Raw genomic sequence first — 22,815 nt, forward strand, 5'->3', positions numbered from 1 at the left:
CCGGACGTCAGTCGGATCTCCTACGGACATCCGGCCGGCCCTCGTGGGGCCGGCCGGGTGTCGTCGTCGTGCCCGGTGCGCCGGGGCGCACCGGGGCGTGGTCAGGACGTGGCGTAGAACAGCGTCGGGCTGGACCAGTCCACATCGCGGGTTCCGCTGGCGATCCGCACCGCGGCGGCCCCGTCCACGGCCGTCCCGTCGAACGGCACCGTCCACAGGTCGCCTCGGCCGAGGAGCGGCTTGACACCGTAGACGATCTTGCCGTTCGCCCAGGTCAACCCACGCGCCTGCCCCCAGTTCACGCCCTGGCTGGGGACGGTGAACTCGGAGGCGCCGACGGTGTAGCCGTCCGGCTCCAGGTAGCGGTAGTACAGCGTGTTCTGGCCGGCCTTGGTGTAGTACATCCGACCGTTGAGGTAGAAAGCCCCGCTCATGGTGGCCGTGTTGTACCAGTCGTTGTAGCCGCTGCCGACCCAGGGGCCGCCCACCGTGCCGCCGGTGAACATCGAGATGTTCAGGTCACTGTTCTTCGACCAGTAGAGCTTGTTGTGCACGATGAACGCCGCGCCCGCGTCGACCATGTTCGGCTGGTCGACCACGGTCGGCGTGCCGAGCGTCGCGCCGCCGTCGAAGGGCAGCCGGGTGAGTTCGCCGTCCTCGTGCCCGAGGTAGAGGTAGCCGGGGGTGGTCTGCGGCGCGTTGACCGCCGGGGTGACCCGACCGCCGGCCAGCGGGAAGAGGGCCATCCGGCCGTGGTACTCGTTGCCGGTGCCGTCGTTGTCGAAGCCGGCGTGGATGCCGGTGCTGCCCCGCCACAGCTCCCAGACGATCGGGCCCCAGTTGGTGGTGCCCGCCGGTGCGCCGCTGCGCTGCGGGTTCCAGACCAGCGGCATGCCGTTGATCGGGTCGAGCGCGCCGTAGCCGTACCGGTCGATCGCGCCCGGACCGGCCGCGTCGTTGCCGTTGGAGTTGTTCAGCCAGCGGAAGTGCCCGCCGGCGTAGACCACGTTGTCGGCCACCTCGACCGAGGTCACCGAGTCGTGTCCGGTGTAGTTGACCCAGGTGCCGTCGATCGCGCTGCCCCGGGTCTCGGTCTCGAAGCGGGCGATCGTGTCGCAGTACGCCCCGGCCGCCCGGCCGCCGTCCGCGACGATCACGAAGTAGCTGCCGTCGTCGGAGAAGTCGACGTCCCGGGCGTAGAACGGGAAGCTCGCGCTGGAGCAGGGGTGCACGTAGCGCTGCGTGCTCCAGTCGGCGACCGCCGGGGTGCCGTCCAGCTCGACCATCACCACCTGGTTCCGGGACAGCCCGTTCACCAGGGTGAAGTTGCCGACCGCGACCAGCGTGCCGCCGTCCGGCGACACGTCCAGCCCCCAGACCAGCTCGCTGCTGGTCCGGGCCACCGACGCGTCGATCTGGAAGGTCGAGTCGATCGCGCCGGTGGTGGCGTTGAGCCGGGCCAGCAGCGAGTGCTCGGTGCCGTTGATCCAGTGGAAGGCGCCGGCGATGTAGAGGTCGTTGCCCCGGACGATGGTGCGCCGCACCTGACCGCCGTCACTGCGACCGACCCAGGAGGCCACCGTGGCGCCGGTGGCCGGGTCCAGGGCGACCAGGTTCTTCCGGGACACCCCGTTGACGTTCTTGAAGTTCCCGCCGACGATCAGCTTGCCGTCCGGGTTGACGGCGAGCGCGTGCACCGCGCCGTCCAGCACCGGCACGAACGAGGTCTTCAGCGCGCCGGTCGCCCGGTCGTACGCGAAGAGGTAGTTGCGCGTCGTCCAGCCGGCATCACCGGGGCTCTTGACCGAGGTGAAGCTGCCGCCCGCGTAGACCGTGTCACCGATCTCGGCGAACGCCTTGACGTCGCCGTTCTGGGCGTGCGGGGTGGTGTCGACCGGGTTCGGCGACGTGAGGGTGCTGGCCACCGGCGTGAAGTCGGCGGCCCCGACCGGAGTGGACACCAGCAGCGTGGTGACCAGGGCCGGAACGGAGAGCGCGGCGAGCCAGCGGACTGCGGCCCCGCTCCGTCCCGCTCGGATTGACGTTCTGCGTGACACTGGGCGGCCCCCAAGGAGTGAGTGAGACAGGCGTAGCTTGCTGCGCCGGTGACCGGCGCGCATCACCCGACCGGTCTGGCCGTTCGGTAACTCGGCCGTCGCGGACCGTGCGGGAATCAGGTCGGGTCCGTCCATCGGAACGGCGTCACCTCCTTCCGGGCGGTGACCGTCCACCGGGTCGCCAGGTGCAGGTCCGCCTCAGTGACCTCGTCGGCCTCGCGGGCCTGGACGAGTCCCCGGCGGTCCAGCTCCCGGGCCATCTCGAGCTGGTGGTCGTCGACGTGTTCGCCGTGGCACCGGCGACGGGGTACGTAGACGGCCCGCTGGCCGGCCCGCAGCGCGGTCAGCGCGGACCCGACCCCGGCGTGCGTGACCACCACGTCCGCCTCCCGCATCGCCTGCTGCATCTCGGCGAAGGGCACCTCCGGACGGGCGTCGACGGGCATCCGGGGAATCCGGGTCGGCCCGACCTGCCACAGCACCTCGGCCGACGGCGGCATGATCCGCACCAGCCGCTCCAGCAGCCGGGGGAACCCGTACGTCTGGGTGCCGAGGGTGACGACGACCCGGGAGACCGGCCGGGCGACGGACAACTCCCGGGGCACGTACGCGTCGAAGATCGAGCCGCCGTAGCGCCAGCGGCCGTCGGCCCAGGAGGGGTACTGGGTGTAGAGCCCCGTCCCCGGCAGGCGGGCGACCATGCGTCCGGTGAGCGAGGGTCCGGTGGTCCGGGTTGCGCTCTCGATGTACTGGCAGGCCATCCCGGACCGGAGGGCGGGCAGGAAGAACGAGGCCGCGACGCTCGCCCCCGTGCTGATCACCCGGCTGAACCGGCCGCCGCGCAGCACCCGCCGGGCGGCCATCAGGTCGCGTACCGCGCCGACCAGGTCCCGGCTGGCGGCCGGGGGCACGTGGATGACCTCCGCCCCGTCGAGCAGCGACCGGCTCTGTGGTGAGTCGAAGGTGACCCAGACGCAGTCGTCCCGTACGCCCAGCCGGGGCACGAGGTCGTGCAGTTCGGCGAGGTGACCGCCGGTGGAGGCGACGAGCAGCGTGGTCACGGGTGCCGGACCCGGCCGGTCGGCACCGCGCGGACGGTGCGGAGGTGGGGCAACGCCACGGGCGTCCTTCCTGGATGGTACGGACGGTCGGCCGGCTGGGACCGTCGGAACGAGGAGCGACGACACGACCACCGGCACGTCGGCGTCCGGCGCGGGGTCGGGTCCGGCCGGCGATGTGCCCACCGGGTCACGTCCGGGCCCCCACCCGGACGCTCCGGTGGCAGGCCGACACGGCGAACCACGACCGAGCGCTGAAACATTAGAGGAATACTCGCGATCCCGAAAGGGATCGATCTGATGATTGCCTACGATGTGGAGGGTTCGCGCGGTCGGCTTCCCGACAGTGCTACGGCAGCCGGGCGGCCAGCAGGTCCAGTAGCGCCGGATGCAGCTTCGGACTCCAGCCGCCACCACCGGCGGCGAGTTCGGCCGTCCGTAGCCAGAGTTCGATGAGATAAGCGTCACCCACCAGCCGGCGCCGGGGGGCGTCCAGCCCGAGAGCCGGCCCGTGCCGGTCGAGGAGGGTCCGCATCTGCTCGGCCGCCTCGGCCGCAGGCCGTCCGCCGAGGGACAGCGCGGTCTGGAAGCCCTGGTGGGCGAGGTCGAAGCCGACCGGCCGGTCGGTGCCGCCGTTCTCCCAGTCCCAGGCGATCAGGCGGCCCCGGTGGGTGCCCAGGTTCCACGGCACCCAGTCGCCGTGCCAGTCGCCGAACTCCAGGGCCACCTCGCCGTCCCGGGCGGCCAGCGCGGCCACGGCCGCCCGGATCGGACCGCCCGCCACCTCCGCGCGGGCGGCCAGGTCGGCCAGGAACGGCGAGCCACGCAGTGGGCGGTCCGGGTTGGGCGGGCCACCGCGCCGGGCCACCGCCAGCATCGCGGTGAGCCGGGGTTCCTCCGGTCGGCGCAGGCCACGCACCCCGGCAGGCATCGGCTCGACCACGGTCACCGCGAGATCACCCCAGCTCACCTCGCCCAGCAGCCGGGGCGCGTCGGGCAGGTCGCCGCCGTCGCGAGGCAGGCCGCGTAGGGCATCCGCCTCGGCCCGGACCATGGCGCGGGTCGCGTCGTTCCAGCCGATCTTCGCGTACCCCCGGGGGCGGCCCCGGTCGTCGAAGAGTTGGAGGGTCGGCTTGTGGTGCGGGTCGGGCGGGCGGATGCCGATGGCGGCGTGCAGCCGGCCGCCGAGCGCGGCGGCCAGGTGGTCGACGAGGAGCACCTCGGCCGGTTCCACCCCGGCCGGCACGGCGACGGTCAGCACCGGCATGCCGGCCGCCCCGGTGGCCCCCACTCCCGCCAGCAGGCCGACCGCGAGCCGGTTGAGCCGCACCCGGGGCGGTCTCAGGGCGTTGTACGCCCACGTCGAGGCCGCGCCGACCCGCCGCGAGGCCAGCGGCAGGAGGAACCGGGCGCGCTCCACCGACGGCACCACCGCGTACCGGACGGTCGTCGCCCCGGCCGCGTCCCGCTGGGTGGCGGCGGACTGCTCCCGGGAGACCGACAACCGCAGGCGCGGGTCGGGGAAGACCGCCCGGGTCACCCAGCCGATGCCGTCCTGCCGCTCCCGGGGGTCGCCGTCCCGCCGCTGCGCCACCGTGCCGCCCCCTGTCCGCGCCCGCCCCACGCCGACGCCTGCGCCGACACCATAGGGGACGGTCGCCGCCGCCCCGCACCGGGCGGCCAGTGCGGGCCGGGTGCAGGCCGGGTACGGGTGTGTACGGCCCCTAGCGCTGCCAGACCCGGATGTAGTCGACGCGGAAGTCGGCCGGGAAGACCGTCCCGGCGTCCGGGTCGCCGAGCCAGCCGCCGACCTGGAAGTTCAACCGCAGGTTGTACGGCTTGTGGAACACCTCGTCGAACCAGGGCGTGGTGGCGCGGTTGCGTTCGTAGACCTTGCGGCCGTCGATGTACCAGCGGATCGCGTCCGGCTCCCACTCCGTGGTGTACGTGTGGAACCCGTCGCCCGGGTGGCCGTCGTTCGGGAAGGTCCACCGCTGGTCCTGCTTGACCGGAGTGTAGTCGTAGAAGATCGCCTGGGTGGCGGACCGGTAGTACTGGTTGCCGCCGGGCAGCTCCACCACGTCGATCTCGCCCCGGCCGCCGTCCTCCGGGCGCAGCCAGAACGCCGGCCAGAGCCCCCGGGAGTCGTACGGGCCGTTCGGCGACTCGGCCCGCATCTCGAACCGGCCGTACGTCCAGGAGTGCCGACCGATCGTGTCCAGGTAGCTCTGGGTGTAGTGCCGGGTCTGCGAGCCGCACTGGGTGGTCTGGCGCAGCGCGCGCAGGGTCAGCACGCCGTCCGCGACGAAGGTGTTCTGTGGACTGTTCGTGTTGCAGCCCTTGTCGATGTCCCGCGCCTCACCGGTGCGCAGGTTCCACTTGGCATAGTCGACCGACCGGCCGTTGAACTCGTCGTTCCAGACCAGCCGCCAGCCGGGCACCTGGCCGGGCGCGGTCCGGGTCGGGCTCGGCGTGGGTCGGCTCGGGCTGACCGACGGACTGGGCTTCGCCGTGGTCGGCGCCGGGGTCGGTCGGGCGGTCGTCCGGCTCGGGGACGGCTCCGGGGCGGCCGTCGTCCGCGACGGTGTGGGGGCTGCTCCCCCGCCGTCCCGGTAGGTCAGGACGAGCTGGGGACGCAACTCCGGGCGGGAGTTGTCCCGGGACGCCCAGTAGATCCGGGTGTGGTGACTCTGCTGGGTCAGCGCGAAGGTGTAGGAGCCGTTACCGGTGACCGCCCGGCTGACGTCCCACTCGTTGTGCCCCTTGCCGACCTCGTTGACACCGTCCAGGGCCGGGCCGAGGGAGGGCCGCTCGGTCCAGTCGCCGCCGAAGTTCGCCGCGCCGACGGCGAAGTGGGCGAACACCCGGGCTGTGAAGGGCTGCCAGGCGTGCACCCGCAGGACCGCCCGGACGTCCCGGGCGTTGGCGGGCAGCGCGGTCACGTCGAACTGCAACAACGCGTCCCGCCGGCCGTTCGGGTTGCGGTCGCAGAGCCGGGGGCAACTGGACAGCGTCGTCTTGACGCTGGTGTCCCCGTCATGGACCACCTGGGTCGCGGTGGTGTCCGCGACCGCGCCCATCGTGACCGAGGTGTCGTCGTCGGCGAAGAGCGGCAGCACGGACAGGGTCAGCAGGGCCGTGGTCCCCGCCGCCACCAGGGCGATCGCTGAACCTCGTCGTAACATCGGACTCCCCGGGACAGGTCGAACTCGGGCTGTCGATGACAAAAAGTAGCTGCACGCTAACCAGGTAGCTGGGATTTAACCAGCGCCGAACCGCAACTTCACCCTCTGCTAAGACTCGCCCCCGACTGCGAGCGTCGCTCCGCTGCTTCTGCCGGGTGGCGTCCCATGCTATTCGACCGTGCCACCCGGCAGGACGTCGTGCAGAGCAGGGGTCACGTCGACCTGCTGCGCGAACGGATCGACGGCTGCATCGGCCAGTAGGCGTCGACCGCTTCTACCCGGTCGGCGTTCCCGCGTTCCCGCCTCCTCGTTGGTCTGGATCATCCGCTCACGCTATGCCCGGTCTGATTGTGCTCTGATCGGCGGAGGTCCTCAGTCACCTCTGCGGCCACCTGCTCCGGCTCGGCCAGGCAGCGCCATGCTGGTACTCGACGAACAGGCATGACGCCACCAGTGATGTCGAGACGCGCAAGCGCCTTACGCAGTTCCCGACCATCGGAATCGCCTGCCGGATCGTCGATGACCATGGCCAGCTCGACATTCGCGCTGCGCACCACGAGGTCGACCATCCGTCCGGCTACGGGGACGTCACGGCGGACGACGAGACCGGTGCTGCGAAGGGCACGGTGCAACAGGTCAGCTGGCCCCGTAGTGGCGTCAGGCGCAGCACGAGCGACATCGCTGCCGCGGGCCAGAGCGGTGAGCAACCCGCGTTGACCAGACCACCATGATTGGTCACCTACCACGACAAGCTGGGATCGGGCCCGAGTGATGGCAACATTCCACAGGTTGGTCTGATGGGCGAGCCAGCCTCGGGTGCGATCCGGAATCCCGTGCGCCCCAACTGGCGAGACGACCATGATGTCCCGTTCGCTTCCCTGGAATTTGTGAATGGTCGCGCAGAGAAGGTTGTCGGTCAGGCCGGCGCTGCTCAGGGCCGCAGCCAGGCGACGCTGGTGCGCGGCAAGCGGCGTGACCACCCCGATCGAGACATCAGGATAGGTCGCCCGCAGGCGCGCCACCTCGGCGACAACCTCATCGATCTCCACCTGGTTCAGCCCGGAACCGGTGGTCCCAGGGTTGAACCTTCCGGGGACGTTGTGCCAGCGCACCGCCGGCTCGGCCGGGGCGGCCAGCCGGGCCGGATCGGTCAGCACGGTGAGCCGACTCTGGTAGACCTCCCGGTTCGGTGCCTCGACGATGTCCGGGTGGCATCGATAGTGCTCATCCAGGAGATACGTCGCGCCCGCCGCGGCGGCAAACGCATCGTACGCGGAGTGGCCGGTGTAGGTCAGTCGTCGTGGCGTCAACCATCCGGTGCTCAGGTCGGCCCGGGCCCGTTCGGCGACGTCGTCAGCCTCGGGCAGGTCCACGACGGGCGGGAGCTGACGTGGGTCGCCGATGATCAGTGCGCGCTTGGCGCGGTAGAGCATGGGCAGGATCGCGGGAATGGTGCACTGCGCAGCCTCGTCGATCACCACAAGGTCATACAGGGCGGGGCTTCTGCGCAGCCGCCGGGCAGACAGTGCGGTCACCGCCCAGCCGGGCAGCACCTGCAGCAGTTCGGGGAAGTAGGACCAGCTGTCCGACTGGGACTTGGCCATCTCGTCGGCCCTGTCCTGCAGGATGCGTGCTCCCGCAGCCACCCGGCGGGCGATCTGTACGCGCAGCAGTTCGACGCTGCGGGCGGGGCGTTCGGTGCCGATCAGGGCGACCAGTCTGCGCCAGGTGACGTCGGCATCGGGCAGTTCGGCGAGGCGCTGCCGCCGTTCCCGCCAGCGCAGCTCGATCACCGCCCGCCCGGCCAGCGCCTCAATGGCGTCCCGGTCGATCAGCCGGTACGACCGCAGCCGCCACCGGTACCACCACCCGAACCACCTGCTGGCGAGGGCTCGGTCGGTCAGATGGACGAGCCGGGCCAGATTGACGTCGTCGTCTGGCAGCGCAACCGCGTCTGCACCCGAGTCGGAGTTGCGCTCCATGGCCAGGTCAGCGAGATCGCGTTCAATCAGACGCCGCTGGTTCAGCGTCTCACGGAGGGCGCCAGCTTCGTCAGCCAGCAGGCGCAACTCGTGCAGGACCGTGCGGTCGTCCGGCATCATCCGCTGCTCTGCTGCCGGATACGCCGCAAGAATGTCGGCAAGATGTTTGGGTTCCTGCTGCCGGTGCTCCTTGTTGCCGGTCCGCAGCAGCAGGCCCGGACCGATCAGGTCGGTGACCCGGCCGAGCACGGAGTCGACGGCCTGGTTGCTGGTGGAACCGATCAGCACGCTCTCACCGGCGGCGGTGGCGGTGGCCAACAGGGCGGTGACCAGTTGGCTCTTACCGGTGCCCGGCGGCCCCTGGGCGACGGTCAACGGTTGTGACATCGCCGCTTGGATGATCTCTTCCTGTGCTTCGTTCGCCGCGCTCAGCGCCACTGTCACGACCGGCTTCGCAGGTGCCTCGTCCGGACGGAGCGCCAGCGCGCCCAGCGCGGTCCGTTCGATGAGCTTCGGATTCTTGATCATCCCCCGCAGGTCATCGATGAGCTGCCGCTGTGGCGATTCGGTCGCGTCGACGGCATAGAGGATGGCCGCGTTCTGTGCCCCGTTCAACCGTCCCAGCTGGATAACTCCGGCGAGCATCGCCGGATCGAGTTCAACCACCGGATTCAGCCCGAACGTCTTCATGAGCAGATCGACGGTGGCGGCGAGGGCGACGAGATCACCCGCCACGAAGACCTGCTCGACGCGTTGCAGCAGTTCGTCGGTCTCCGCCTCAGAGAGCTGGAACAGGTCGACGAGGGCCGGGCTGGGACGGGGTGGGAAGGAGGGGTGCAGGACGTCGTCCGTGCCGACCGTGACGTCACAGACCAGTAGCGGAGCCAGCCGTGGTGCCTGCTGCCGACCGGGACGGACGGCGACGACCGGATAGCCGTACTGCAGTTCCCGGCCATCGGCTCGGGCTCGCGCGGCGAGTTTGGCAGCCGTACCGCTGAGCCGAACGGGCGTTTCCGAGGTAAAGACGGCCTCCGGCCCGGGCGGAGCCGCCACGTACGTGTTGGTTGCCCGGGGATCGATGAACGACTGCAGCACCGTCGACCGCTGCATGCACCTGACGTAGTAGGTCACCAGGCGACGCCACTGGTCCGCGTCGAACGGTGCCTCGTCCGCCGCGCTCGCTGTGGCGGTTACGGTCTGCTCCGCGGCAGCGACCGAACCCGGTATCGCCACCAGTCGGATGGGCTCGGTGATTCCCTCGCTCGACTCGACGGGCCGGTGCTGACGGCGTCGGGCCATCTCGGTCGGAACGTACCGGGAGAGGTCGTTGGTGGTGATCCAGCCGTCGTCCGACGTCCCCCCGGCCGCACCGGACAGACCGGTCAGGAGCACCTCGGTGAAGACCGATGGCCGGTCTTCCCCCTGCGTCTTGGACGCCTTCATGTGGTTGCTGGAGGTGAGGATGAAGGTGCCGCGTTCACGCTTGGTGCGCCGCGGCTCCTCGCGCGCACCGCCACGGAAACGGTGTCTGGCCGTGAACGCCCCGGAGAAGCAGCAGTCGAACAGAACCACCTTCTGGCTGGCCTTCGTGTGGTTGAGCAGATGACGCAGGGCACCGTCGACGTCGAAGGCGGTCGCGTGCAACTGCCCGCACACGGTGTCGGTCGCAGCCAGGAACAGTGACTGTCCGTCGCCGTGCAGTACGCCATGACCGGAGTAGTAGAGCAGGGCCAGGTCGCTGGTGGTCCGCGCGCTGTAGAACTCCTCGACGACCTGACGCAGATGCGCAGCCGGCAGGTCCAGCTCGGTGCGAACGGAGTCGAACTGGCCGGCAGCGTCCAACAATGCCTTGAGCTGCGCCACGTCCTGTCGTACCGCGGGAAGAGGCTGAAGCTCGCGCTCGACGTGGCAGATTGCCGTTCCGAGCAGCAGGGCGTGCCGCCCCATCAGCGACGGGATCCTTCGATCGCTGCCTGCACCGTCCTGATCAGTTCGTCGGTCTGGCTGCGCGTGGGTCGGTCGATGATGAGCTCGATATCGCCGACCCGCAGGTGCGCCCGGCGACCGGTGTGGCGTTGCAGGAAGGCCAGGACCACGTCGACCAGAGCCTGCACGTACCCGGGCTCGGCGCCCGCCAGTACGGTCACCACGCCGAGCGCCAACTCTCCGACGCCCTTGGCATCCGGGTCGGTGACGGGCTGCTCGACGCGCTCCACCTCACCAACCTCGCGGAGGTCGTCCGCCAGTTCATCGGTCAGCTGGCCAAGGACGAACTCGTCGTCGTCGGCCACCGGCGTGAAGTCGACCTGGATTCGGACGTGAGACACGCAACCTCCTCGATGTGCGGCGTTGGCAAGGCTACGGAGGCCGCCGGGCGAGTGGCCCCATCTGTCAGCTTCCCGATCGTTGTCCAATATGGATCAGATATTCCAACACGGAGTGGTCGTCTCTCTGATGTGGAGGGTCGCCGGGCCAGACTCCGCACCTGGTCACGCTGGTCGAAGTGGAAGACGACGCCCCTGACCGGTCAGATCAGGCCCTCGCGGACGGCGTACGCGACCGCGTGGGTTCGGTTGCGGAGCTGGAAGCGGGTGGTGATGTCGTGCAGCACGTTCTTCACGGTCCGCTCCGAGTAGCTGAGCCGGGTGGCCACCTCCCGGGTGTCCATCCCGTCGGCGACCAGCCGGAGCACCTGGCTTTCCCGGTGCGACAGTCCGTTGACGTCGATGCCGCGCGGGGCGAGCACCGTCTGCTGCAACCGGGTCACCTGCTTGACCAGCCGTCCGAGCACGTCCGGCGGCATCGCGGCGCCGCCGGAGGCGGTGCTGACGACGAGCTGCGCCAGCCGGTGGCTGGTCGCCTCGGCCCGCGAGGCGAGGGCGCGTACGCCCAGCTCCACGGCGGGGATCAGGGCCGTGTCGGACTCGACGGTGGCGACCAGCACGAACCGCCGGCAGCCCAACCGGCGGACGGCCCGGAGCAGGTCCAGCGCGTCCTGGTCGAGCGTGTCGGCGGCGACCACGCCGACGGTCTCGGCGGTGATCCGGTCCTCGACGACCTCGATCTCCATCCGCCCGCGCAGCGCGGCGGTGATACCGGCGGTGGAGATCGGGTCGGGGGTACGGATGTATGCCTGCGTACGACCGGTCATGACAGTTCCTTACCTGTGGTGTCGAACGGGCTTCGGGGTACGGCGTCCCCGGTCGCCGGGTTGCGGCCGGCCGTCGGGTCGCCGAAGCGTTGAGATCACGGGTGGCGGGCGGGACCAGCAGGCTGTGGTGGTCCGACCCGGCCTCAAACGGTAGAGAATTCGGGGGCTCGGACACTGGCGGCGTACTGGACGCGGCCCCATCGACCGCCCTTCCCGATCACACCCGCGTCGAGCTGGGTGGTTGCCCGTACGGGCAACGGGGTGCCGGACGGGCACCGGCAGAAACCGGCAGAAGCGTTGCCCGGCCGGACCGTCCACCGTGCGCGGTCGGACCGCTCACACTCCACTGTCGCTGCCGGTCCCGGTAGAGGATCATGGTCAACTGACCGGCAGAACCGGCGGAGCACCTGCCCCGGCGACGGCCGGTGAGTCACGGGGGTCCAGACAGGGGAGCCGGGTTGATGGCGGACAACGGCGCTGAGTTGCGGATCCGGCGGTTGCGCGCCGGGTTGACCCAGGAGCAGTTGGCCCGCCGCGCGGGGATCAGCGTCCGGGCGGTGCGGGACATCGAACAGGGCCGGGTACGCTCGCCCCGCCCGGAGTCGCTGCGCCGGATCACCGAGGCCATCGGGACGCCCGATTCGGAGCCGCCGGTCCCGGAGCCGCCCGACCGGGCCGGGGCGCTGGCGATCGGGGTACTCGGTCCGCTGAGTCTGCGGGTCGGCGCGGAGCCGGTGGCCCTGGGCTCGGGTCGGCAGCGGATGCTGCTCGGGCTGCTCGCCCTGCATCCGGACACGACCGTCTCCCGGCAGGAGATCGTCGACGTCCTGTGGGGGCACGACCCGCCGGACAGTTGCCTGAACCTGGTGCACACCTACGTGGCCCGACTACGCCGGGCACTCACCCAGCCCTCCAGCGGCAGCGGCAGCGGCAGCGGCAGCGGCAGCGGCAGTACGACGATCGTCCACACCGGCGGCGGCTACCAGCTACGGGTCGGTCCCGGTCAGCTCGACCTGTCCCGGTTCACCGCCCTGATCGGTCGGGCCGAGGGCAGTGTCGCTGGCGACCTGCCGAGCCTGGACCGGCTGGCCGAGGCGCTGGCCCTGTGGCGGGGGCCGGTGCTGACCGACCTCGGCCCCGGGCTGGCCCAGCACCCGACCGCCGCCGCCCTGAACCGCCGTCGGATCGCCACCGCCGTCACGTACGCGACCCTCGCCGTCGAGCTGGGGCTGCCCGACCGGGCGGTCCGCGAACTCAGCGCGGTGGCCAGCCACGAACCGTTGCACGAGCAGGTGCACGCCCGGCTGATGCTCGCCCTCGCCGCCTGCGGTCAGCAGGCCCGGGCGCTGGCCCTGCACCGGAAGCTGCGGGACCGGCTCGCCGACCAGCTCGGCGTCGAGCCCGGACCAGAACTGCGCGAGGCGCAGCTCCGCATCCTGCGTCAGGACCTGCCGGTGATCGCGGCGCGGACCGCGCCGGCCGCCCCCGCCCCGGCTCGTCCGGCCGAGCCGCCCCGGGTGCCCGACCATCGGCCGCCGGCCCAACTGCCGACCGACGTCGCCCACTTCACCGGCCGGAGCAGCCAGATGGCCGCGCTGGACGCCCTGCTGGACGCGTCGACCGGAAGCAGTGGACCGGTCGTCGTCGCCACGCTCACCGGCATGGCCGGGGTGGGCAAGACCGCCCTGGCGGTGCACTGGGCCCACCGGGTACGGCGGCATTTCCCGGACGGGCAGCTCTACGTCAACCTGCGGGGTTACTCGACGGCCAGCCCGGTCCGCGAGGGCGAGGCGCTGGCCGGATTCCTGCACGCGCTGGGCGTGCCGGCCGAGCAGATACCGGTCGACCCCGGCCAGGCCGCCGCGATGTTCCGTACCCTGCTCGACGGCCGTCGGATGCTGCTGCTGCTCGACAACGCGGCCACCGCCGACCAGGTACGGCCACTGCTGCCCGGCACCCCCGGCTGCCTGGCGCTGGTCACCAGCCGGGACCGGCTCAGCGGGCTGGTCGCGGTCGACGGCGCGCGCCGGATCGCCCTCGACGTGCTCACCGGGGCCGAAGCCAGCGACCTGCTCACCCGGATCATCCCGGCCGACCAGGTGGCCGCCAATCCCGCCGAGATCGCCGAACTGGCCGAGGTGTGCGCCCGGTTGCCGCTCGCGCTGCGGATCGCCGCCGCCGACCTCACCGACCATCCGGGGCGGCCGATCAGCGCCCACACCGCCCGGCTCAGCGCGGGCAACCAGCTCGCCGGGCTGCGAGTCGAGGGGGACGACCAGGCCGCCGTCCGGGCAGCCTTCGACCTGTCGTACGCGGCGTTGCCCGCCTCGACCCGCCGGCTGTTCCGGCTGCTCGGGCCGACGCCCGGGCGGACGTGACGGTGCCGGCCGCCGCCGCTGTCGCCGCGGTCGACGAGGCCACGGCCGCGCGGGAGCTGGACCGGCTCGCCGCCGCGCACCTGGTGCAGCAGCCGCGCACCGGCCGGTACACCTTCCACGACCTGCTGCGGATCTACGCCGTGGAGCGGGCCACCGCCGAGGATCCGGCACCGGAGTTGAGTGCGGCGACCCGACGTCTCTACGCCTGGTGCCGGCGACGCACCGAGGCCGCCGCAGCGGCGACCTACCCGCAGATGGTGCGCCTGCCGTCGACCGGGGACCTCGGCACCGACGACGCGGCAGGGTTCGCCAGCGCGGGCAAGGCGGTGGGGTTCGGCTCGGCCGACGACGCAGCAGGGTTCGGCTCAGCCGACGACGCGGCGGGGTTCGCCTCGGCCGGCGAGGCGATGGCCTGGCTGGAGGCGGAACGCACCAACCTGGTCCGGGTCGTCGCGCACGCCGCCGAACACGCGGACCCGGCCGCCTGGCGGATCCCCGACGCGCTGCGCGGGTACTACCAGTTCCGCCCGCACAGCGACGGTTTCCTGGCGGCAGCCCACGCGCTGCGGGCCGCGCAGGCCGCCGGGGACGAGGCGGGCGAAGCCGCGAGCCGGCTGGGACTGGCCAGCCTGCACCTGCGCCGCAGCGAGTACCGGGTGGGCCTGGAGCACGCGACGGCGATGATCGACGCGGCGACCCGGGCGGACTGGCCGGAGGGACTGGCGGCGGCGTACGGCACCTGCGGGTTAATGCACCTGCGGGCCGGACGGCTGGCCGACGCGGCGGAGCTGACCCGGCGGGCGGTGGAGATCCACGAGCGGCTCGGCGGAGCCGAACGGCTGAGCACCAGTCTCGGCAACCTCGGGGTGATCTACCGCGACATGGGCCGGCTACGCGAGGCCGAGGAGGTCTTCCGGCAGGGGCTGGCGCTGACCCGGCGCACCGGAATGCGGATGAACACGGGGATCAGCCTGAGCAATCTCGGGGACGTCGAGCACGCCCTCGGCCGGTACGACGACGCCCTGGCCCACCTCGGCGAGGCGCTGGAGGTGAGCCGGGAGACCGGTTACCGGCCGACGGAGGTGGAGAGCCTGCGGCGGCTGGCCGCGCTGCACGTACACGCGGACGACCTGACCCGGGCGGTCGAACTGGCCGAGTCCGCGCTGGCCCTGGCCGAGCTGGTCGGCGACCCGTCCCAGCAGGCCGCCGCCCGCAACGTGCTGGGCACCGTGCACCTGCGGCGGGGGGACGGCGACGCCGCGGTGGCGGAGCACCGGCGGGCGCTGGCGCTGGCCCGGGCCGCCGGCGCCCACGGTGAGCAGGCCGAGTCCCTGATCGGGCTGGCCGAGGTGCACCGGCGGACCGATCCGGTCGAGGCGCTCGCCGTGGCGGGGCAGGCGTGGGAGGTGGCCCGAACCGCCGGATACCGGGTCTGGATGGGCCATGCCCTGGTCACCAGGGCCGAGGCGCTGAGCGTCCGGGATCCGGTGGCGGCGGCACGGACGGCGCGCGACGCGCTGGCGACGCACCGGCAGACCGGTCACTTCCTCGGCCGGTTACGCAGTCTGCGGCTGCTCGCCGGGATCGGCCCGGCCGCCGGCCTCACCGCCGTCGAGCAGGCGACATATCGGCGGGAGGCCGACCGGATCGACGACCTCGGCCGGTGGCGGACCGCCGGCCGACCGCCCGGCATCGGGTGACGCGGGGCGGCCGGCGCGGGACCGGACCGGCGGATCCGGCCGGTGGCGGGCCGGGACCGTCTGTCAGACCAGGTCGAACTCGCGGGCCAGGTACTGGAACTTCTCGACGGTGAGCACGGTGGCCAGGATCTGCTCGTCCTCCGTCGAGAGGTCGTCCGCCTCGTCGTCGAGCACCTTGGCGAGGACCTGCCGGGCGGCATCCGGGTCGACGTGGCTCAGCGGCTCCTGCTGGGCGAGGTCCGGCTGGTCGCCGGTCCCGGTCTCCGGGTCGACCACCGGGTCGTACTCCGCCTCGGGGTGCTGACCGACGGACGGGTCATGGCCGTTGCCGTGATCCTGCTGCGTCCACTGGTCCTGCCCGGTGGTCCACTGGTCCGGCTCGACCCACTGGCCCTGTTCGTCGTAAAACTGCTCGTCGTAGGACTGCTCGTCGTAGGACTGCTCGTCGGCCTCCGGGTCCTGGTGGGCGGCGGCGGTCGTCCAGGTCTGCACCACCGAGTCGATCACGCGGGCCATGTCCGTCGCCGGCTCGTCCAACTCGTCGACGGCGAAGATCTCGACCGGCGGCAGCGAGCTGGTGTACTGGTAGACGGCGTCGTAGAAGTCAGCCAGCCACTCGTTGTTCTGGTACCAGTTCGGGTCGCCCCAGTTCTCGCCGAGCAGGCTGGGCAACAGCTCCCAACTCGTCTCCGGCTGCTCGGCGAGGATCCGGGCGGCGCTCACCGCCGTCCAGTTCAGGTAGTAGTGCGCCTCCTCCAGGCCGGCTGGTCCGGTGGGGTCGAAGGTCTCCGGGTAGTTGCTCATCTCGGCTGCTCCCCTGTCAGGCCGTCACGGTGAAGTACTTGTTGCTGTCCTCGTCGAGCAGGCGCAGCACCGGGTTGCCGGACTGGTCGACGCCGAGCCGGAAGTTGCCGGTGTTGTCGTGGGACTGGGACTTGCCCACCACACCCGCGTGCTGGGCCCGCCAGCTGATCTTGACCTGGGCCCCGACCTGACCGTTGACCTCCTCGACCCGCGCGCCGAACCGCAGCGTCGACGTCTCGTGGAACCGGTTCTTGATCGCCTTGATGTCGTACTTGGTGCCGTCCTCGCCGACCACGAGCGGATCCCCCGCGACGGTGTCCAGCACGGTGAGCGACACGTCCCGGAAGCTGGCGTACCGGACGCCGTTCTGTTGGACGACCTGGCGGTGGCCGCGCTGGTCGGGATCGGTGAAGTAGTGCACCAGGGTGTAGCGGAGCAGCAACAACACCCTGATCTTGGTGCGGACCTGGCTGCCCAGCACGGCGCCGTTGCGGATGTACTCCAGCCGCATCGCCCCCTGGCGGCCGTTCTGGCCCGCCCGGGCCACCACACCGTTGGCGGCGGCGCTGTCGACGGTGAGCGTGTCCGGGCCGTCGAGCTGGTCGAACCCGATCACCCGCAGGCTGTCGTGCTCGTGGGCGGCGAGCGCGTTCGCGGCCTGCCAGGGACTCCGGGTGATCTGGGTGGCGGTGAGCAGGGACACCCGGCCGGGGGCCGGGGCGTTCGCCGCGCCGATCAGGCTCGGCCGGTTGTGCACCCGTCCACTCAGCGGCGTGATGCGGAAGTGCTTCTCGGTCCGTCCCTCGCCGGGGGCGATCTCCAGCAGGCCGTTGCTGTGCACCAGGAACGCGCCGACGTCGTTGTGGTTCAGCGCGAGCGTGGCCCCCATGACGGTCTTGGCCTGGTGCTGGACCCGGTAGTTGATCCGGAAGTGCGGCAGCCCGCCGGTCACCGGCGTGACGTCGAAGGCGAGGCTGCCGACCTCGTTGAACTTGTTGAACGGGTTCCGGCCCCGGCCGGTGGCCATCAGCGAGATGCTCAGTCCCGAGATGCCCCACATCGGGTAGTCGGCGAGCGCGTTCAGGTGGCGGTCCTTCAGGTCCTGGCCGGCCTTCGGCACGTAGTCGAAGGTGGTGAACCGCACCAGCAGTTCCACACAGACCCGCTTCCGGTCGGTCACGCCGACCTTGCCCCGGCGCAGGTAGCGCAGCCAGTACACGTGCTCCACGGACTGGCTGCCCCGGACCATGACGACCTGCTTCTCCCCGAGCGGGTTCGGCGACGCCAGCATGTCCAGCGGCATCTCCTTCTCGAAGCGGGCGTCGTTGAAGCCGGTGACCTGGAACAGACCTTCGGTCAGACCGCGTGCCTGCCCGGTGATGAATCCGGTCAGGCCGGCGGTGGTGTTCAGTACGATGGCTGCTTCTGCCACGGACGTACCTCCGTCTCAGGTGGACCGCCGGACGGATGGCCGACGGTGGTGGTCGAGGTAGTGGCGCGGCGGACCGCGCCACCGGGATGTGATGGCCCAGCGAGCCGCGCCACCGGGGAGCGGTGTCACTCCCGGGCGAAGAACTCGAGTTCGCTGACGGCCACGTCGGTGCCCTTCTCCGCTCGGTACACGTCGGTGACCTGGATCTGCACGCTGGTGACCCCCTTGGCGGCGGTCAGCGTGAGGGTCTGCGGCTCGCCGGTGTCCTGCACGGTCAGCGTGTCCGAGCGGTTGGTGGACCAGACCAGGTGCAACTTCGCCGGCCGGTGCGAGGCGGTGTAGTCCTCCGCCGTACCGGCGATGACGATGAGCCGTTCCAGGTCGACCTCGGCCCCGAAGCGCAGGGTCACCGTGGGCGGCCGTTCGGCGTTCCAGCGGACCTGCCAGTGCGTGTTGCGGTACTGATCGACGGTGAGGTCCGGCCCGTGCTCGGAGACCGACGCGCTCCCCGTCACCTCCACCGGCCGGGCCGCCACGAACCGGGGGTTGAGCTTCCGGTCGACCCAGGCACGGGCGTCCCGCACCGGCGGCATGACCACCGCGTTCACCCGTTCCCGCAGCGGCGGATAGATCAGGTACGCAATGCCGAGCGCGAAGAGCAGCATCGCGGCGACCGCGTTCGCCCGCTGGTAGACGCGGTGGAGCACGCCGACGGCACCACCGCCCGAGCCCCCGCCTGGGGTGCCCGGACGGGTGCCCGCCGCGGTGACCTTCGGGCCGCGCCGGGGCAGCAGCCGTTGCCACCACCGACGGCGGACCACCTCGGCGGTACGCAGCGAGTCGCCGCAGCGGCTACAGAACCGGCGGGTCGGCGGGTTGCCCTCGCCGCACTCGCCGCAGATCAGATCACCCGGTTCCAGCCGGCGGGTCGGAGCGCGTCGGCCGGTGGTGGTGGTCCGGGGCCGGACCGGCTGGGGCGTCACCTCCTCCGGTTCGGAGCCGACCGGGGAACCGGCGCGGGGCCGCCCGGAGGTCCGCCCTGCGGTCGTCCGCCCGGCCGGGCTGGCCGGGTCCGCGCCGGTCGCTACCAGAGGGCTGGTGTGCGGTGCGGCGAGCGCACGCCGGGGCCGCATGGACTCCGACGGCTCCTCGTCCGGACCGTCGGTTCGGTCCGTCGCGTCGGTCGGTTTCGACCCGACGGCGGTGACCTCGACCGCGTCGTCCAGCTCGTGCTCCGGATCCGCGCCGACCAACTCGGCGTCGCTGCCGGACTCCCGGTCGTTCCCGGGCTCGCCGGGTGCCGGACGCGTCGGACCGGGCGGCGGGCCGTCGGGCACGCCGAGCCGGGCGCCGGCGGGACGTTCGACCGGTCGGGGCAGCCGCGCGTTCGCCACTCCCGGTGGCGGTGGGGGCAGGCGGCGCGGCGGCGCACCCACACCCGGCGGCTTCGGGCCCGGCGCGTCGGCCAGCCCGAGCGGACCGGAGCGGAGCCCGGGGGCCGCCCCACCGCCGGTGCCGGGCGGGCCAGGGCGAACTCCCGGTACGCCCGCGCCGCCGGTGCCCGGCGGGCCGGGACGGACGGTCGGGGCAGCCGGGCCAGCGGTGCCCGGCGTAGCCGGACGAACGCCCGGCGGACCGGGGCGGCGTGGGGCCGCCGAGGCAGTGCCGGGCGGGCCGGGACGCACCCCCGGAGACGATCCCGGCCCGCTGCTTCCCGGCGGACCGGGACGGGACACCCCGGGCGGACCGGGACGAGACGCACCCGGCGGGCCAGAGCGGGACACCCCGGGCGGACCGGTACGGGGACCGGGCGGCGATCCCGGGCGGCCGGTGCCGGGTGGACCCGGTCGGGCCCCACCGGGTCCACCCGGCACCCCGGGGGGACCACCCAACCCCGGGCGGGCTCCCGCCCCTCGCGTGGACCCGTCCGAGACCCGGACCACGCCCTGGTCGACCGGGGAACCGCCCGGGGCCGGCGCGATCACCCCGGCGATGCGTTGCAGCAGGGTCGGACGCAGACGGTGCTCCGGCTCGGGCTCCGGCTCGGGCGCCTCGGTGATCTTCGGCGTGGTCTTCTCGCCGGTCCACTCCAGGAAACTCCCACAGGAACCGCAGAAGGTGTCCGCGTCACCGTTGTGATTGCCGCACTCACGACAGACGATCACGGCCGAGCACCTCCAGGGTCGTCGCGACGTGGGCCGGCACGGCCGCGCGGATCAGCTCCGCCAGGGCGTACCGGGCGACCCGGTCGGGTTCGGCCACCCGGACGCGGACGTGCAGCCGGGGCGGCGGGACCGGCCCGGTGTCCGGTCGCGGGTGGGTCGACCAGGAGACCTCGGCCGAGTCCACGATCTCCACCTCGCCGTCGGTGGCCAGTTCCAGCAGCATCCGGAGCCCGCTCACGGTGCCGCGGAGCCGGTGCGCGGTGGCTGCGGCGGCGACCATCGCGCGCTGCCGTTCCACCGGCCAGTTCTCGTCCAGGTGCGCGCCGACCCACTCGCCGAGCCAGAGCAGAAAGTCCGGCGGCGTCAACCAGGGATCGAGGTACGCCTCGAGGCAGTCCAGGGTGGACACCACCGGGGCGAGCACCTCGTCCAGGCCCTCGGTCCAGCGGACCAGCAGGTCGTCCTCCTGCAACAGGGCGGGCAGGAACCCGGCGACCGGGTACGGCATCCGTACGTCGACCAGGCCGCGCATCAGTGCTCCTCGACCCGGAGCTGGTGGTCGAAGGAGAAGACCAGGCTGTCCGGTTCCAGGTCGATCCGGCCCGCCTCGGCGCCCCGTTCCCCGGTCACCGGGTTGGCGGTGAACAGCCGCAGGTCCTCGACCAGCTCCACGCCCCGGACCCGTTGCAGCACGGCGAAGAGTTCCCCGGCCTGCACCGGACGGCCGAACGGCCAGCCCCGCCCGTCCGGACCGCCGCCGGCCAGCGGGCTGAGGAAGCCGTACAGGGCGGCCAGGCCGTCCTCGCGGACCCGGTCGACGCGGACCCGGGGCCGGGCGACCACCCTGGCCACCACGGTCACTCCCCGGTAGCGGGGCGGCTCGACGACCACCCGGGTGCCGATCAGCCGGGTGGCGTCCAGCCGCTCGGCCACCCGGGTCAGGCTCGCCTCGGCCGGGATCAGGTCCTCCAGTCGCAGCCGGCCGTGCTCAACCGGGGCCGCCGGCACCACCAGGATCCGGGCCACCGGCGGGCCGTCGCCGTCGCTCGGTACGCAGCGCACCCGGGCCAGTTCGGGGGCCGCCTCGCGGGCCAGCACCTCGTGGTCCTCGGCGGTCACCGCCCGGTCCCGGCTGCGTAGCGTCAGCGGGCCCCGGCGGCGGGCCTCGTCCAGGGTCTCGCCGTCCACGCCGCCGCCGGCCGGGTGGCGGTTCTCCACCCCGGCGACGTACGGGACGCTGGTGCGCAACGCGCGGACCGCACCGGCGGCGACGTTGCCCCGGCTGCCGCCACCGACCGCGTAGCGGCGCAACCGCAGCCGACTGCCCCGGGCCGGTACGGCGCCGTGGCGGCGCAGCGTGCCGTCCGGCTGACGGACCGCCGGGCCGAACACGACCTCCCCGGTCACCCCGTCGAGCAGGAAGTGCCGGTCGTCCGGGCCGCTGCCGGCGAAGTGGCGGACCGGGGTCCACGGCTGCCAGCCGTCGTCGGAGCTGACCTCGAGGACCGGGTCACCGAGGTTGGCCAGCACCGGTCGGCGGGACAGCGCGAACCGCTGGCCGGGCACCCCCTCCGAGTCGCCGATCTCCTCGTCGTCGACCAGGTCGGCGTGCACGGCCTCGGTGGTACCGCCGACGGTGTTGGCGGCCAGGCCGAGGATCACCGGGGTGGCGCTGTAGGCGGGCTGGCCCTCCTCGGGCTCCACCACCCGGGCCCGCAACCACCCGGCGAGGACGCCGTCGACCAGGGTGGCCTGGTGCCCCTCGGGTACGTGCAGCAGGATCGCCCCGGGCCGGTTGAGCGCGCCGGTCTCGTCCAGGCTGACCTCGCACTCCCGCCAGCCGTCGGCGACCCGCGCGTCCCAGCGCAGCGGCGGGTGCTGCGGGTTGACCCCGACGCCGTCCACCCGTCCCTCGAACTCCAGGCGCACCGCGCAGCCACCCACCGGCCGGTCCAGGCCGACCAGCAGTTCGTCGCCGGGCTGCGGTACGGCGGAGAAGGCCGCCACCGGGCCGCCGAGTTCCAGGGCGGCGGTCTGGTCGGTGGTTCCCTCGGCGGTGCGGACGCGTAGCTGGGTCAGGGCGCAGGGCGGCACGGTGAGGTCGGCCAGGGTGGTGAAGACCAGCGGGTCGTCGCCGTCGGCGACGGTGACCGCCCGGGTGCCCGCCGGGACGACCTGGGTGGCCCGGGCCGGCGTGGAGAGCCAGAACGTCAGCGGGGTACGGGCCGGGGTGGGCGGCACCAGGCGCACCCCGACCAGTTCCAGGAACTTGACGTAGAGCCGGTCGGGCACCCGGTTGAGCCGGTAGATGAGCTGGTCGGTGAGGGACGCGAAGGTCTCGATCAGGGTCACGCCGGGGTCGGCCGGATGCAGGTCGGTCCACTCCGGGCAGCGGTCGGCGATCAGCCGGCGCGCGTCGGCGACCAGGTCGTCGTAGCCGCGGTCGTCGAGGGCGGGGGCGGGCAGCGCCATCAGTTCGGCACCTCCGCCCCGGTCGGGGCCTCGTCGCCGGGCAGGGTCCGCAGGTCGAGCTGGAGGCTGTACGGGTCCTCGGTGCCGCGTACCCGGTAGCGGATGTCGATGTGCAGCAGCCCGTCGCCGGTCGGGTCGTCGGTGACGGCGACCTCGTCGATCTCGGCCCGGGGTTCCCACCGGTCCAGCGCGGTACGGATCTCCACCGCGACCGCCCGCCGGGTCGCGGCGGTGGCCGGCTCGAAGACGAAGTCACGCAGCCGGGAGCCGAACTCCGGCCGCATCGGGCGTTCGCCGGGGTAGGTCGCCAGGATCACGTGCATCGCCTGCTCGAGCAGGGCGGTCCCGCTGACCGTGGCGAGCCCGCCGTGGGGTTGGACGCGCAGCGGGAAGGCACACCCGGTGCCGATGACGTCGGTCTGCATGGCACT

General features: G+C 72.4%; 15 protein-coding genes. 2 read left to right on the plus strand and 13 right to left on the minus strand.

Features of this window, described 5'->3' with window-relative positions; translation table 11 throughout:
* Positions 1-101: 101 nt before the first annotated feature.
* The 7 genes from GA0074692_RS19540 to GA0074692_RS19570 form a co-directional block, all read right to left on the minus strand.
* Positions 102-2,039: a WD40 repeat domain-containing protein gene (locus GA0074692_RS19540; RefSeq protein WP_425413394.1), complete on the minus strand. Its 1,938-nt coding sequence runs from the start codon at positions 2,037-2,039 to the stop codon at positions 102-104.
* A 134-nt stretch (positions 2,040-2,173) separates the two neighbouring features.
* Positions 2,174-3,118, minus strand: a complete 945-nt coding sequence (locus tag GA0074692_RS19545; RefSeq protein ID WP_091646651.1) for a glycosyltransferase — start codon at positions 3,116-3,118, stop codon at positions 2,174-2,176.
* A 346-nt stretch (positions 3,119-3,464) separates the two neighbouring features.
* Positions 3,465-4,709 (minus strand): hypothetical protein, encoded by a 1,245-nt coding sequence (locus tag GA0074692_RS19550; protein WP_091646652.1) that lies wholly within the window; start codon positions 4,707-4,709, stop codon positions 3,465-3,467.
* A gap of 130 nt (positions 4,710-4,839) precedes the next feature.
* Positions 4,840-6,300 carry a glycoside hydrolase family 16 protein gene (locus GA0074692_RS19555; RefSeq protein WP_141725344.1) on the minus strand — a complete coding sequence of 487 codons (1,461 nt, stop codon included), beginning with the start codon at positions 6,298-6,300 and terminating at the stop codon, positions 4,840-4,842.
* Between the two features lie 320 nt (positions 6,301-6,620).
* Positions 6,621-10,229: an AAA domain-containing protein gene (locus GA0074692_RS19560; protein ID WP_091646654.1), complete on the minus strand. Its 3,609-nt coding sequence runs from the start codon at positions 10,227-10,229 to the stop codon at positions 6,621-6,623.
* The gene (locus tag GA0074692_RS19565) at positions 10,229-10,609 is read right to left on the minus strand and encodes a hypothetical protein (RefSeq protein ID WP_091646655.1); all 381 of its coding nucleotides are present in this window, start codon (positions 10,607-10,609) and stop codon (positions 10,229-10,231) included. Before GA0074692_RS19565 ends, GA0074692_RS19560 begins: the two co-directional genes overlap by 1 nt.
* A 200-nt stretch (positions 10,610-10,809) precedes the next feature.
* The gene (locus tag GA0074692_RS19570) at positions 10,810-11,433 is read right to left on the minus strand and encodes a helix-turn-helix transcriptional regulator (RefSeq protein WP_091646656.1); all 624 of its coding nucleotides are present in this window, start codon (positions 11,431-11,433) and stop codon (positions 10,810-10,812) included.
* A gap of 461 nt (positions 11,434-11,894) precedes the next feature.
* Here GA0074692_RS19570 and GA0074692_RS19575 point away from each other — a divergent pair, with 461 nt between their 5' ends.
* Positions 11,895-13,811, plus strand: coding sequence for a BTAD domain-containing putative transcriptional regulator (locus GA0074692_RS19575; protein ID WP_091646657.1), 1,917 nt, complete (start codon positions 11,895-11,897; stop codon positions 13,809-13,811).
* Positions 13,808-15,511 (plus strand): tetratricopeptide repeat protein, encoded by a 1,704-nt coding sequence (locus tag GA0074692_RS19580; protein WP_141725345.1) that lies wholly within the window; start codon positions 13,808-13,810, stop codon positions 15,509-15,511. Before GA0074692_RS19575 ends, GA0074692_RS19580 begins: the two co-directional genes overlap by 4 nt.
* Before the next feature lie 63 nt (positions 15,512-15,574).
* On the opposite strand, the gene GA0074692_RS19585 is transcribed toward GA0074692_RS19580, so the two are convergent.
* The 6 genes from GA0074692_RS19585 to GA0074692_RS19615 all read right to left on the minus strand — a co-directional run bounded on the left by GA0074692_RS19585 (position 15,575) and on the right by GA0074692_RS19615 (position 22,809).
* Positions 15,575-16,315 carry a hypothetical protein gene (locus GA0074692_RS19585; RefSeq protein ID WP_091646659.1) on the minus strand — a complete coding sequence of 247 codons (741 nt, stop codon included), beginning with the start codon at positions 16,313-16,315 and terminating at the stop codon, positions 15,575-15,577.
* Between the two features lie 16 nt (positions 16,316-16,331).
* The gene (locus tag GA0074692_RS19590) at positions 16,332-17,747 is read right to left on the minus strand and encodes a hypothetical protein (RefSeq protein WP_091646660.1); all 1,416 of its coding nucleotides are present in this window, start codon (positions 17,745-17,747) and stop codon (positions 16,332-16,334) included.
* 125 nt (positions 17,748-17,872) lie between these two features.
* Positions 17,873-19,912: a zinc ribbon domain-containing protein gene (locus GA0074692_RS34080; protein ID WP_141725346.1), complete on the minus strand. Its 2,040-nt coding sequence runs from the start codon at positions 19,910-19,912 to the stop codon at positions 17,873-17,875.
* The gene (locus GA0074692_RS19605) at positions 19,896-20,444 is read right to left on the minus strand and encodes a phage tail protein (protein ID WP_091646663.1); all 549 of its coding nucleotides are present in this window, start codon (positions 20,442-20,444) and stop codon (positions 19,896-19,898) included. Before GA0074692_RS19605 ends, GA0074692_RS34080 begins: the two co-directional genes overlap by 17 nt.
* Positions 20,444-22,384, minus strand: coding sequence for a putative baseplate assembly protein (locus tag GA0074692_RS19610; RefSeq protein ID WP_091646664.1), 1,941 nt, complete (start codon positions 22,382-22,384; stop codon positions 20,444-20,446). Before GA0074692_RS19610 ends, GA0074692_RS19605 begins: the two co-directional genes overlap by 1 nt.
* A complete protein-coding gene (locus GA0074692_RS19615) occupies positions 22,384-22,809 on the minus strand; it encodes a GPW/gp25 family protein (RefSeq protein ID WP_091646665.1) in 426 nt (141 codons plus the stop codon). Before GA0074692_RS19615 ends, GA0074692_RS19610 begins: the two co-directional genes overlap by 1 nt.
* Positions 22,810-22,815: the final 6 nt, after the last annotated feature.

It is taken from the genome of Micromonospora pallida, from assembly GCF_900090325.1.
GTDB classification, from domain to species: Bacteria; Actinomycetota; Actinomycetes; order Mycobacteriales; family Micromonosporaceae; genus Micromonospora; species Micromonospora pallida.

Excerpts from the sequence above, each read along its gene's own strand:
- GA0074692_RS19555 (WP_141725344.1), bottom strand. The coding sequence starts at position 6,300 with ATGTTACGACGAGGTTCAGCGATCGCCCTGGTGGCGGCGGGGACCACG.
- GA0074692_RS19560 (WP_091646654.1), bottom strand. The coding sequence starts at position 10,229 with ATGGGGCGGCACGCCCTGCTGCTCGGAACGGCAATCTGCCACGTCGAG.
- GA0074692_RS19570 (WP_091646656.1), bottom strand. The coding sequence starts at position 11,433 with ATGACCGGTCGTACGCAGGCATACATCCGTACCCCCGACCCGATCTCC.
- GA0074692_RS19575 (WP_091646657.1), top strand. The coding sequence starts at position 11,895 with ATGGCGGACAACGGCGCTGAGTTGCGGATCCGGCGGTTGCGCGCCGGG.
- GA0074692_RS19585 (WP_091646659.1), bottom strand. The coding sequence starts at position 16,315 with ATGAGCAACTACCCGGAGACCTTCGACCCCACCGGACCAGCCGGCCTG.
- GA0074692_RS19605 (WP_091646663.1), bottom strand. The coding sequence starts at position 20,444 with ATGCGCGGCCTGGTCGACGTACGGATGCCGTACCCGGTCGCCGGGTTC.
- GA0074692_RS19610 (WP_091646664.1), bottom strand. The coding sequence starts at position 22,384 with ATGGCGCTGCCCGCCCCCGCCCTCGACGACCGCGGCTACGACGACCTG.
- GA0074692_RS19615 (WP_091646665.1), bottom strand. The coding sequence starts at position 22,809 with ATGCAGACCGACGTCATCGGCACCGGGTGTGCCTTCCCGCTGCGCGTC.